Here is an 11,847-nt window from a genome sequence, read left to right on the forward strand (position 1 = left end):
GATAGGCGTTTTTACTGTCAATGGAAACACAATATAGAACTTTTAGTATACTATCTTAAATATACTTCTGTCTTAGTTATATTATCTTCATATCCGCAATATTTACATTTTAAATAAGTCGTCGTTGTTTCTATAGTTCTTTTTGATTCTTTTATTTCTTGGATATCTGGATTTTTATATTCATAATATGCAAACTCTTTATTACACTTTTTACACGTAGTAGTATTGGAATGAAAAAGCGCATATATAAACAAACAACCAATGAAAATTAATAGAACCCCAAAATAAAAGAAAAAATGTAGATTAATATTGTATCCAGAAGAAAGTGTTAAAATAGTACCAGCTATAACAGATCCAATTCCCACATTTCTAACTTTAGTTTTCCCAAAATAACCTATTAATAATTCAGAAATCATTTTATGTAAAAAACTGTTTTTCCGAGTTCCATAATAATGGATGGTATTTTCATTATTAGTAAATGAAACTTCATTATTATTTCCAACTACTGATTTATCAATCTTATTTTCGGAACCAATCTTTATTGATGATTCATTATTACTATTGTTATTTGCATTATTATTAGAACCTATATTTATTGAATAATATTTTTTATCCATATATATTCCTTGTTACCTGTGTATAATCAACGAAAGATATATGAAAATAATTAATTTAAACTTTTTTAAAGATTTGCATATTTAGTGGTCAAAAACAAGCATTATCTGCTATTTTATGGCTGGTGACAGCTTACGTAGCTCTACCCCTACATTAAATGCTTTACTTGATCCTTACAATGGTCAAAAGTTCTATAAGATTACAAATATCGGAAAAATTACAAATTAATTCAAGTATGTAGATTCGACCTCATTATGGGGAAAAACATAATACTTGAAGCATAATTCCTATATCATCGCTTGTTTATTATAAAGAAAATTGCCCTTTCTGAGCTGAATTTTCCACAAGTGCCTATGTATTTGCTTTCTCGATTATTCCATAGTATATAAGAAGTTACTTGTTTCCTTCGATAACCCCACCCTAAAACGCAAAAAAACTATGAGATACACATGGGCACTTTTTAGATATCTTCTGTTGGCGTTTTTACTCACTCAAAAAGTATATAAAAATATGATTTAATGGTTTTTTTTAATTAAAAAAGAAAACCAGAATATTCTGGTTTCACTGCTCTTTCAAATACTCATCGATTGCTTTTGCGGCTTTCTTGCCAGCGCCCATTGCGCTGATGACGGTTGCTGCACCTGTAACAACGTCTCCGCCTGCAAAGACTCCACATTTGGAGGTTGCACCTGTTTCTTCATCTGCGACAACAGTGCCTTTTTTGTTCTGATCAAGGCCTTCCGAGCCTTTGAAAATCATTGGGTTAGGAGATGTACCGATTGCGATAACCACAACATCGGCAGGGATCGTGAATTCCGAACCTTCTACAGGGACAGGGCTTCTTCTGCCGGACTTGTCAGGTTCGCCGAGTTCCATTTTAATACATTCGACTGCAGTAGCATTGAATTTCTCGTCGCCAAGGATGCGGACAGGGTTTGTAAGGAGCCTGAAGGTTATGCCTTCCTCTTTAGCGTGCTCGATTTCTTCCCTGCGAGCTGGCATCTCTTCTTCCCCGCGACGGTAGACTATGCTGACTTCTTCAGCGCCAAGGCGGAGGGCTGAACGGGCGGCATCCATTGCCACGTTTCCGCCTCCTACTACCACAACGTGCTTTCCCAGCCTGACTCTGGTATCATATTCAGGGTCATAGGCTTTCATGAGGTTTACGCGGGTCAGAAACTCGTTTGCGGAATATACGCCATTGAAGTTTTCGCCCGGGATTCCCATAAAGCTAGGGAGGCCTGCGCCCGTGCCCATGAAAACCGCATCAAATTCATCACAGAGCTCGTCTAAGGTCTTGATCCTGCCGATTATATAGTTGAGCTTGAACTCTACCCCAAGCTGCTTAATATACTTAACTTCCTGCCGCACAATTTCCTTTGGCAGCCTGAACTCGGGAATGCCGTAACTCAGAACTCCGCCGGCCTTGTGGAGGGATTCGAAAACTGTTACTTTGTGACCCATCTTTACAAGGTCTGCCGCAGCAGTGAGACCTGCAGGCCCTGAACCTACAACGGCTACTTTCTTTCCTGTAAGCTCCGGAATCTCAGGAACCTTTACTCCCTGCTGGTGTTCATAATCGGCGCAAAAACGTTCGAGCCTTCCGATAGCGACTGACTGCCCCTTCTTTCCGAGTACGCAGAGAGCTTCGCACTGAGTTTCCTGGGGGCAGACGCGGCCGCAGATGGCAGGAAGAGCATTTGTGCCTTTAATCTTCTCGATTGCCCCTGAGAAATCTTCCTCACAGATCAGCTTGATAAAGCCTGGAATGTCCACATTCACAGGGCAGCCTTCGACACATTTTGGTTCTTTACAGGATAGACAGCGGGAGGCTTCGGCAAGAGCGTCTTCTTTCGTGTAGCCGAGAGCTACCTCATTAAAGTTCTTTCTGCGCTCTTCCGCAGGCTGTTCTGGCATCGGGATCCTTTCTTTCTTTGCTTTTGAGGTTTTTTCTCCATTTAATTCTTGCATTTTTCATCCCCTCCTTATCAGTGCAGTCCACACCTGCATTCTTCTTCGTATTTTTCCGCGGCTTTTGCCTCTTCGCCGCGATACATCGCAAGCCTGTTCATGAGTTGAACAAAATCAACTTTCCGTGCATCAAATTCAGGCCCGTCAACGCAGGTAAATCTTGTTTTTCCATCAACTGTAACCCTGCAGCCGCCGCACATACCTGTCCCATCGACCATGATGGAGTTAAGGCTGACCAGAATTTCAACATCATAGGGAGAAGCTACTCCTGCTCCTACCTTCATCATTATTGGGGGCCCAATGATCACAACTCTTGCAACCTTTTCACCGCTATCCAGAATCTGTTTCATGATGTTGGTCACAAACCCGTGGTGTCCTTTTGATCCATCATCGGTCGCGATATACAGTTCGGAGCTGGCATCTTTCATTTCCTCTTCAAGGATAAGAAGGTCCTTGTTCCGGGCTCCTATAATGGAAATTACCTTGTTACCCACTTTGCTATATGCCTTTGCCTGAGGATATAACGGGGCAACTCCTATACCTCCTCCTACAAGGATAACAGTACCGAGTTTCCTTACATCGGCAGGGGTGCCAAGAGGTCCGACGAAGTCTTCCAGAAACTCGCCTGCAGAAAACTTTGCAAGCTGTTTTGTAGTCTTGCCCATCTCCTGAAATATTATGGTTACTGTGCCTTTCTCTTTGTCAAAATCGGCGATTGTAAGGGGAATCCGTTCTCCCTTTTCATCAATTCTGAGGATTATGAACTGTCCGGCTTTCGCAGCCTTTGCCACGTCAGGGGCGTCTATTACCATCCTGTGCACTGACGGAGCGATTTCTTCCTTTTTCAATATTTTATATGCCATGAGATCACATTTTCCTGAGTAAAAGCAATTCTTTTGAGCAAATGAATCGGTAAATTTTGATACGGCGGATCTCCTCACGGATTTTTCGCACTACAGAGCTTTCCCGCCTGGACGCTCTCCTTATATTGATTAATGGGATATATATTCTCCCAAATAATTTTAATTATTTTGTCCGTCTGGATCATTTTTTTGTTGAACTATAAGTACCCTTTCTGTCAATGCTTCCTTTTAAAAGAGTCTGGGTATTCTTCAACTTTTTGACCATTGTTGCAATAATTTAATAAATATAATGGATATAATAAATTAAGGGGTAATCCCTAAACAGATTATATCAGGAAGTTAATTGGCGGAGAGGGGGGATAAAGCAAACTCAGTGCAAACTATATCCAGATAGATAACCGAATTTTATGGCCGTATTTGAACTTGAAAATTTAAAACCTTTGCCTGAGAGAGAAATTCATTCTCTGAAGAGACTCGTCCACTTTATTGCTATATAAAGCTAAATGGTTATAAAAAGCTGAATGATTTCGTTCTGACAGGTGGATAAGGGAAAATACAACTGAGATGAATTTATACATGGAGGTTAAACAAATGCCTGAAGAAAGAAGAGAAGGTACAAAGGGAGAGAAGTTAGAGGAGAAGAAAGGAGAAGAAGTAGCTGACGTCGATCCGATCCATCCTACCGAAGCACGGGGTGGCAAGAAGAGATCGCTACTTGACACCTGCAAATAATTTCACTTATTTTTTACTTTTTTGCCGGGATGATTAAGACGCTGGAAGATTGAAAAAATTATAAAAGGGAACGCTTATAGTACAAAAAACTGATATTGAATCTCCGGGCCCGATAGAAAAAGAGGTCAAGGCAAGGAAAAAGCCTCTCATAAGCTGTGATAAATACGATGAGAAAGAACGAAAGACCCTTTATGGGAAAGAAAGAAGGTCCTGAATATTTTTGAGGTCAGGAAAGGAAGAACAGAGGAAAATCCTCGAATAGAGGCCTTTATTGAACTTTGTGTTCTTTTCCGTCCTTTTTAAGCATTTTTCTTTTAGCTCGCTGCTCGCCTCTTTATTTTCTTGATCTTTTATCCTGTTTTATTTTCCGGGTTCTTTTATTTTACTTTATTTTCCAGGTTCGTTTATTCCATTCATTCTTATGCTGGAAAACAGCTATTGTGCCTCTGATGTGACCTCCCTTACAGATAAGGACCAGACAACGGTTTCAAAGCACCTGAAAGTGCGAACTGAAAGTCTGGATGCAACTGAAAATATGATAAATGAAAACACGGATGTAACTGGTGCCTTCTGAAATATATACTGGCAATCAGTTATTCTCTTTTTTGAAAGAATACCATGCTTGTCATGCAGGAAATGAGTAGATTTAACATTTTCCTGTGCAAAGATTATTTAATGACATTCATTATATATTGCTCTAATCTTGTGTTTTCAGCTTATCTGTACCCTTTATATCTAAAATTTAATTTATTATAGAATCTAAGCTATCATAAAATCCAAGTCATTATAAAATCTAAGCTATTATAAAATCTAAGCTATTATAAAATCTAGTTATTATAAAATTTAAGCTATTAAAAGATTTAAGTTATCTTCAATTCGATTATTAAGATAGCATCCGTTTTAACCAATATCCAAAGGAGATGACAGGTATAAAATCAATAATTCTTGCAGGCGGTTCAGGAACACGACTCTGGCCTCTCAGCCGAGAAATGTATCCCAAACAATTTTTAAAGTTTGGAAGTACGTCTCTTTTCCAGGAAACGGTCCTCAGATGCCTTGAAATTACTGAAATTTCCGAAATTTTCGTTGTAACGAATGAAGCTCAGAAATTTTTCGTAATCGGACAAATTGAGGAAATCGGGTACTCAATCCCTCCAGAAAATGTCTTAATCGAGCCCGAAGGCAAGAATACTCTCCCTGCGATCTTCTTCGGAATGAAAGAAATTGAAAAAAAATATGGGCACTCTGTAGTAGGAATCTTTTCTTCGGACCATGTCCTTGATAGATCTGCAATGCAGACAATTTCTTCGGCTGAAGAACTTGCTTCGGATTATCTGGTTACTTTCGGGGTTATTCCTGCTTTTCCTCACACGGGATACGGCTATATTAAACCCTCAGAAACCTGTGGGCCAGGTTATAGGGTTTCGGAATTCAGAGAAAAGCCGGACCGGAAAACTGCAGAGAAGTATATTCAGGAAGGCTGCCTCTGGAACAGCGGGATGTTCCTTTTCGACACAGGACTCTTCTTTGACGAAGTTAAAAAATATGCACCGTCTGTTTTCGCCTGTTTTGAAAACGGAAAGAATATTAATGAGATTTATGCATCTGTGGACAAGATCTCCATTGATTATGGAATAATGGAAAAATCCGATCGGGTCGCAGTTGTAAAACTTGAGCAGAAATGGAGCGATCTGGGAAATTTTGCAGCAATTTATGACGAGTTTGAAAAGGACCCCGTAGGAAACGTAATTCATGAATGTGATCCTCTGATGCTCAACTCCGATGGAAATCTAGTATATTCAAGTTGTGGCAAGCTTGTTTCACTCATCGATGTTAAGGATATGGTTATTGTTGATACCAGTGATGCTCTGTTAGTCTGCCCTAAATCCAGCAGCCAGAAGGTGAAGGATATTGTCTCAGCCCTTAAAGACAGGAATGATGAAAGGGCATACATAGGACAGACTGTTTATAGGCCTTGGGGTTCATATACCCTACTTGAAGCCTCTCCGGAGCATAAGATTAAAAATATCACAGTACTTCCTGACCATAAGTTAAGCCTCCAACTGCATTACCATCGCAGTGAGCACTGGGTGGTTGTCAAAGGTATGGCCTGTGTGGAAGTTAGCGGACAGCAATTTTTCCTGAGACCTGGAGAGAGTACTTTTATCAGCGCAGGAGAGAAACACAGATTGTCCAATCCCGGGAAAATTCCGCTTGAGATTATTGAAGTGCAGTTAGGGGAACTTGTGGACGAAGCGGATATTGTCAGGTTTGACGATGTCTACGGGAGGAAATGATAAGTGTGAAGGTAATAGGCACGAAAATAAATGATCTCTTTATACTTGAACCTAAAGTTTTTAGAGATGATCGGGGTTATTTTTTTGAAAGCTATAACAAAACAACACTGGATAGCCTTTTAGGAAAAGAATACTCTTTTGTTCAGGATAATGAGTCAAAATCATCTTATGGAGTAATTCGTGGTCTACACTATCAGCTGGCTCCTTTTAGTCAGGCGAAACTTGTAAGAGTATTACAAGGGGAAGTCTACGATGTTGCAGTAGATTTAAGGAAGAATTCACCTACTTTTCTTGATTGGGTTGGAGTTGAACTTTCCGCTGAAAATAAAAGGCAGTTTTTAATTCCTAAAGGCTTTGCTCATGGATTTTCCGTACTGAGCGAAACTGCCATTTTTCAATACAAATGCGATGAATACTACCACCCTGAGGCTGAAGCAGGGATTATCTATAATGATTCGTCGTTGAATATTGACTGGAAGATAAAAACTGAAGATATAAAGACCTCTCCAAAGGATCTATTACTCCCAAAATTAGAAGAAGCTAAAATGAGTTATTGAAACTTGAGCAAATTTTTATTTATCAATTGTAATTTATTGGTATGTATTTATTCTATTAACGTACCAAATATTTATTAACACGCCAAGAGGTGACTTAAATGAGACTTCTGGTTACAGGGGGCTGCGGATTCATAGGCAGCAACTTTATTCGTTACATGCTCGAAAAGTATCCCACCTATCAAGTAGTAAACCTTGACAAACTAACCTATGCTGGAAATCCAGCCAATCTCAAGGATATTGAAAATAACCAAAATTACTCTTTTGTGAAAGGGGATATTTGTGATTCGCAGGTTGTCAATGAAGTAATGAAAAAAGTCGATTATGTTGTGCATTTTGCAGCCGAAAGTCACGTAGACCGCTCAATTGAGGATGGATCGGTTTTTGTAAGAACAAACCTACTAGGCACAAACGCCCTTCTTCAGAGTGCTCTTGCAAACAAAATCAAAAAATTCATTCATATTTCTACTGATGAAGTATACGGAAGTATCAAAGAAGGTTCATTTAATGAAAAAGACAATCTGAATCCTTCAAGTCCTTATTCTTCAAGCAAAGCAGGTTCCGATCTTCTTGCGAGGTCTTACTACACAACCTACCGCCTACCCATCTGCATAACTCGATGCACAAATAATTTCGGACCTTATCAGTACCCTGAAAAGCTAATTCCATTTTTCATCAGCAGATTGATGGAAAGAAAAAAAGTTCCTGTCTATGGCACTGGCCTGAATATCCGGGACTGGATCTATGTTGAAGACCATTGTTCTGCAGTCGATTTTGTTCTTCACAATGGGAGAAGTGGGGAAATCTACAATATAGACGGCGGAAACGAACTTACAAACCTCGAAATCACTCACCGTATTCTTAAAATGCTTGGAAAAGACGAATCTTCAATCGAATATGTCGAAGACCGAAAAGGACATGATTTCCGTTACTCACTTGATGGCAGCAAGCTTGAGAAAATGGGCTGGAAGCCCAGATACGATTTTGATACTGCCCTTGAGCAAACAGTCAAATGGTATGTTGAAAATCGATGGTGGTGGGAACCATTAAAACGCTAATTATCGGTGCCGACGGGATGCTAGGATTCGATCTTTGCAAAGTGTTTCCGGATGCTGTGAAACTGACACATAAAGACATTGACATCACAGACAAAGAGCAGGTAATGGAATCCATACAAAAAATAAACCCAGATCTTGTGATAAATTCAGCAGCTTACACTGATGTTGAAGGTTGCGAAGACCACCAGGAACTTGCATTTAAGGTTAATGGTTATGGACCTGGATATATCGCTGAAGCCTGTAAGGAAATAGGTGCAACACTTATACATTTCAGCACAGACTACGTATTTGACGGGTCAAAAAAAGAGTATATAGAATCCGATACTCCTGCTGATCCTATTAATGTATATGGTCGTTCAAAACTTCTTGGTGAACAGAAAATCGTAGAAAATCTGGATGATTATAGAATTATCCGGATTTCCTGGCTTTTTGGCATACATGGAAAAAACTTTGTAGAAACGATGCTGAGACTGTCCGGTGAGATGTCTCAGGTTAAAGTTGTTAATGATCAATTTGGGAAACCCACCTATACCGTAGATCTCGCGAATAAAATCTTGGAAATATCTGAACTTGAGACCGGGATATACCATGTAACAAACGAAGGTATATGTTCCTGGTACGAGTTTGCATCTGCCATAATAAGTAACGCTGTTCCCTGCACAAGTGAGGAATTTCTAAGAAAAGCCAGACGCCCAAAGTATTCGGTCCTTGTAAATACTAAAACAAGCTCTATGAGGCATTGGAAAGAAGCACTTAAGGATTATCTGAAGGAGAGAAATGAATGAAAGGCGTAATACTCGCAGGCGGTACCGGCAGCAGGCTCTACCCCCTGACTAAAGTTACAAATAAACACCTTTTGCCTGTCTATGATAAGCCAATGATATTTTATCCAATCCAGACTCTAATTGACGCAGGCATCAAAGAGATAATGATCGTATCCGGTCGAGGTCATGCAGGACATTTTCTAGAGCTTCTGGGATCTGGTGCAGATCTTGGGGTTAAGTTTACTTACGAAATTCAGGAAGAAGCCGGAGGAATTGCACAGGCACTTTATCTAGCAAAAGATTTTGTTGATAATGATAATGTAACTGTTATCCTAGGGGACAATATATTTCAGGATAAAATAAATGATACTGTACAGCGTTTTAATTCTGGGGCTCAAATTTTCCTAAAAAATGTGCCTGATGCTCATAGGTTCGGTGTTGCTGAGATTGAAGAAGAAAATAAGAAAGTTATTGGTATTGAAGAAAAACCTGAGAATCCTAAATCCAATTATGCGGTTACAGGCCTGTATATCTATGATAAAAATGTGTTTAATATAATAAAAACTTTAAAGCCTTCTGGCCGCGGAGAACTTGAAATAACGGATGTAAATAATCACTATATCCGGCGTGGAGATATGAAGTATTCAATTCTAAATGGTTATTGGAGTGACGCGGGCACTTTTGATAGTCTTTTAAAAGCAGGAAATTTGGTAAAAAACCAAAAATAGATAACCAAAAATAATTAAGACCAAGAAAATATAATCCCTCAGGTTTTTAATAATTCTTGATATCTAATTAAGATTACGAATTTAATTTTTCTTGGTATTATCTCGGCTTGATGTAGTAAAGTTTTTTATTAAAAACTAATTAGGATTTCTAGTAAAAGTGGAGCGAAAAATGCCTAAAGTTGCACTGATCACAGGAATTACAGGTCAGGATGGGGCTTACTTAGCTGAGCTTCTTTTAAACAAAGGATACACTGTACATGGTATAAAACGGAGATCTTCTTCATTTAACACTGCGAGGATCGATCATCTTTATAAGGATCCTCATGAAAGAAACGTAAATTTTTTCATGCATTATGGTGACCTTACGGATTCTACCAATCTTATCCGTATAATACAGGAAACTCAACCGGATGAAATTTACAACCTGGCCGCTCAAAGCCATGTACAGGTATCCTTTGAAACCCCGGAGTATACAGCAAACTCCGATGGGCTGGGAACACTGCGCCTTCTTGAGGCCATTCGAATTCTGGGCCTTGAGAAAAAAACAAGATTCTACCAGGCTTCAACCAGTGAACTTTACGGGCAGGTCCAGGAAATTCCCCAGAAAGAAACAACTCCTTTCTATCCGAGAAGCCCGTATGCAGCAGCTAAACTGTACGCATACTGGATTACGGTCAACTACCGGGAAGCATACGATATTTTTGCATGTAATGGTATTTTATTCAACCATGAATCTCCTATTCGTGGAGAAACGTTTGTTACCAGAAAAATCACAATGGCGGCCACAAAAATAAAGCGTGGAATGCAGGAGAAGCTTTACCTTGGAAACCTTGACGCAAAAAGAGATTGGGGATTTGCAAAAGATTACGTGGAAGCAATGTGGCTGATTCTGCAGCAAGAAAATCCAGATGATTACGTGATTGCTACAGGAGAGACTCATTCAGTAAGGGAGTTTACGGAGTTGGCATTTAAAGAAGTCGGGATCGAGATTTTGTGGAAGGGTAAAGGTAGTGAAGAAGTTGGAATCGACTCCAGTACAGGCAAAATTATAGTAGAAATAGATCCAAGATATTACCGACCTACCGAAGTAGACCTACTAATTGGAGATCCCTCAAAAGCAAATGAAAAACTTGGCTGGAAGCCGAAAGTGAAATTGGAAGAATTGGTAAAAATTATGATAAAAGCCGACGAAAAGGCTGTAAAGGAAAATCACTCTTTTGAATAAAGCAAAGGTAATGATTATGGACAAAAAATCAAAAATTTACTTAGCTGGTCACAGAGGCCTTGTAGGTTCAGCTCTTAAAAGAAGACTTGAGTCTAAAGGCTACTCCAATCTTATCTTCCGCACCCATAGAGAGCTTGACCTGACAAAACAGCAAGCAGTCAATGAATTTTTCGAAAGGGAAAAGCCGGAGTATGTTTTTTTAGCGGCTGCAAAAGTAGGAGGGATTCTTGCCAATAACACCTATCCTGCCGAATTTATCTATGAAAATCTTATGATCGAAGCAAATATTATTCATGCTTCGTATAGATATGGTGTAAAAAAATTACTTTTCTTGGGTTCTTCCTGTATCTACCCTAAACTCGCCCCGCAGCCCTTAAAAGAAGAATACTTACTAACAGGCTCCCTAGAAGAGACAAACGAAGCCTATGCAATCGCAAAGATTGCAGGGATCAGGCTCTGCAAACATTACAATCAGCAATATGGGACTAATTTTATCTCGGTAATGCCGACCAATCTTTACGGGCCGAATGATAATTTTGACCTTGAAACTTCGCATGTAATGCCTGCACTGATCAGGAAGTTTCATGAAGCTAAGGTGAAGAATGAACCTGAAGTTGTAATATGGGGTACCGGAAAACCTCTCCGGGAATTCATGCATGTGGATGACATGGCGGATGCATGTGTTTATTTGATGGAAAACTTTAATATTGATGATATTGGAGAATTTGTCAATATAGGGGTAGGGAAAGATATTACAATAGGCGAACTATCAGAATTAATAAAAGAAATTGTTGGATTTGAGGGTGAAATTAAAAAAGACCTTTCAAAACCCGACGGTACTCCGCAGAAACTGCTCGATATTACAAAATTGAGTTCACTAGGATGGAAAGCCAAAATTTCATTGAAAGATGGGATTGAACAAACTTATGAGTGGTATCAAAGCCAAAAATGAAGAGCTTAGCCAAAAATGAAGAGCTTAAGTAGTATAAAAGAATGAAGAGTTCGAGAAAAATAAATGGCTTGAAGTATCTATTAGCTGT

12 protein-coding genes are annotated in these 11,847 nt (G+C 39.3%); 9 read left to right on the forward strand and 3 right to left on the reverse strand.

Annotated elements, in window-relative coordinates:
* Positions 1 to 50 precede the first annotated feature (50 nt).
* The 3 genes from BP621_RS13890 to BP621_RS13900 form a co-directional block, all read right to left on the reverse strand.
* Complete coding sequence (locus tag BP621_RS13890; protein WP_292391000.1) at positions 51 to 617, reverse strand: hypothetical protein; 567 nt, start codon at positions 615 to 617, stop codon at positions 51 to 53.
* 559 nt (positions 618 to 1,176) lie between these two features.
* Positions 1,177 to 2,586 carry an NADPH-dependent glutamate synthase gene (gltA, locus tag BP621_RS13895; RefSeq protein ID WP_292391001.1) on the reverse strand — a complete coding sequence of 470 codons (1,410 nt, stop codon included), beginning with the start codon at positions 2,584 to 2,586 and terminating at the stop codon, positions 1,177 to 1,179.
* A gap of 17 nt (positions 2,587 to 2,603) precedes the next feature.
* The gene (locus BP621_RS13900; RefSeq protein WP_292391003.1) at positions 2,604 to 3,449 is read right to left on the reverse strand and encodes a sulfide/dihydroorotate dehydrogenase-like FAD/NAD-binding protein; all 846 of its coding nucleotides are present in this window, start codon (positions 3,447 to 3,449) and stop codon (positions 2,604 to 2,606) included.
* A gap of 591 nt (positions 3,450 to 4,040) precedes the next feature.
* Between BP621_RS13900 and BP621_RS13905 the strand changes: the two genes are divergently transcribed.
* From BP621_RS13905 to fcl, 9 genes are all read left to right on the forward strand, one after another.
* Positions 4,041 to 4,181: a hypothetical protein gene (locus BP621_RS13905; protein WP_292371642.1), complete on the forward strand. Its 141-nt coding sequence runs from the start codon at positions 4,041 to 4,043 to the stop codon at positions 4,179 to 4,181.
* A gap of 421 nt (positions 4,182 to 4,602) precedes the next feature.
* Entirely contained in the window at positions 4,603 to 4,755 is a 153-nt protein-coding gene (locus BP621_RS13910; RefSeq protein WP_292391005.1) for a hypothetical protein, read from the forward strand.
* A gap of 346 nt (positions 4,756 to 5,101) precedes the next feature.
* Positions 5,102 to 6,478 (forward strand): mannose-1-phosphate guanylyltransferase/mannose-6-phosphate isomerase, encoded by a 1,377-nt coding sequence (locus BP621_RS13915; RefSeq protein WP_292391008.1) that lies wholly within the window; start codon positions 5,102 to 5,104, stop codon positions 6,476 to 6,478.
* A 5-nt stretch (positions 6,479 to 6,483) separates the two neighbouring features.
* Entirely contained in the window at positions 6,484 to 7,035 is a 552-nt protein-coding gene (gene rfbC, locus BP621_RS13920) for a dTDP-4-dehydrorhamnose 3,5-epimerase (protein ID WP_349682084.1), read from the forward strand.
* 98 nt (positions 7,036 to 7,133) lie between these two features.
* Positions 7,134 to 8,090: a dTDP-glucose 4,6-dehydratase gene (gene rfbB, locus BP621_RS13925; RefSeq protein ID WP_292391013.1), complete on the forward strand. Its 957-nt coding sequence runs from the start codon at positions 7,134 to 7,136 to the stop codon at positions 8,088 to 8,090.
* A 17-nt stretch (positions 8,091 to 8,107) separates the two neighbouring features.
* The gene (gene rfbD / locus BP621_RS13930; protein ID WP_292391015.1) at positions 8,108 to 8,875 is read left to right on the forward strand and encodes a dTDP-4-dehydrorhamnose reductase; all 768 of its coding nucleotides are present in this window, start codon (positions 8,108 to 8,110) and stop codon (positions 8,873 to 8,875) included.
* Positions 8,872 to 9,582 carry a sugar phosphate nucleotidyltransferase gene (locus BP621_RS13935; protein WP_292391017.1) on the forward strand — a complete coding sequence of 237 codons (711 nt, stop codon included), beginning with the start codon at positions 8,872 to 8,874 and terminating at the stop codon, positions 9,580 to 9,582. The genes rfbD and BP621_RS13935 overlap by 4 nt, the downstream gene beginning before the upstream one ends.
* 169 nt (positions 9,583 to 9,751) lie before the next feature.
* Positions 9,752 to 10,807, forward strand: a complete 1,056-nt coding sequence (gene gmd / locus BP621_RS13940; protein WP_292391019.1) for a GDP-mannose 4,6-dehydratase — start codon at positions 9,752 to 9,754, stop codon at positions 10,805 to 10,807.
* A gap of 16 nt (positions 10,808 to 10,823) precedes the next feature.
* Entirely contained in the window at positions 10,824 to 11,759 is a 936-nt protein-coding gene (gene fcl / locus BP621_RS13945) for a GDP-L-fucose synthase (protein ID WP_349682085.1), read from the forward strand.
* Positions 11,760 to 11,847 lie beyond the last annotated feature (88 nt).

The organism is Methanosarcina sp. UBA5, from assembly GCF_002505485.1.
Lineage (GTDB): Archaea > Halobacteriota > Methanosarcinia > Methanosarcinales > Methanosarcinaceae > Methanosarcina.

Excerpts from the sequence above, each read along its gene's own strand:
- BP621_RS13890 (WP_292391000.1), bottom strand. The coding sequence starts at position 617 with ATGGATAAAAAATATTATTCAATAAATATAGGTTCTAATAATAATGCA.
- gltA (WP_292391001.1), bottom strand. The coding sequence starts at position 2,586 with ATGCAAGAATTAAATGGAGAAAAAACCTCAAAAGCAAAGAAAGAAAGG.
- BP621_RS13900 (WP_292391003.1), bottom strand. The coding sequence starts at position 3,449 with ATGGCATATAAAATATTGAAAAAGGAAGAAATCGCTCCGTCAGTGCAC.
- BP621_RS13905 (WP_292371642.1), top strand. The coding sequence starts at position 4,041 with ATGCCTGAAGAAAGAAGAGAAGGTACAAAGGGAGAGAAGTTAGAGGAG.
- BP621_RS13910 (WP_292391005.1), top strand. The coding sequence starts at position 4,603 with ATGCTGGAAAACAGCTATTGTGCCTCTGATGTGACCTCCCTTACAGAT.
- BP621_RS13915 (WP_292391008.1), top strand. The coding sequence starts at position 5,102 with ATGACAGGTATAAAATCAATAATTCTTGCAGGCGGTTCAGGAACACGA.
- rfbB (WP_292391013.1), top strand. The coding sequence starts at position 7,134 with ATGAGACTTCTGGTTACAGGGGGCTGCGGATTCATAGGCAGCAACTTT.
- rfbD (WP_292391015.1), top strand. The coding sequence starts at position 8,108 with ATGCTAGGATTCGATCTTTGCAAAGTGTTTCCGGATGCTGTGAAACTG.
- BP621_RS13935 (WP_292391017.1), top strand. The coding sequence starts at position 8,872 with ATGAAAGGCGTAATACTCGCAGGCGGTACCGGCAGCAGGCTCTACCCC.
- gmd (WP_292391019.1), top strand. The coding sequence starts at position 9,752 with ATGCCTAAAGTTGCACTGATCACAGGAATTACAGGTCAGGATGGGGCT.
- fcl (WP_349682085.1), top strand. The coding sequence starts at position 10,824 with ATGGACAAAAAATCAAAAATTTACTTAGCTGGTCACAGAGGCCTTGTA.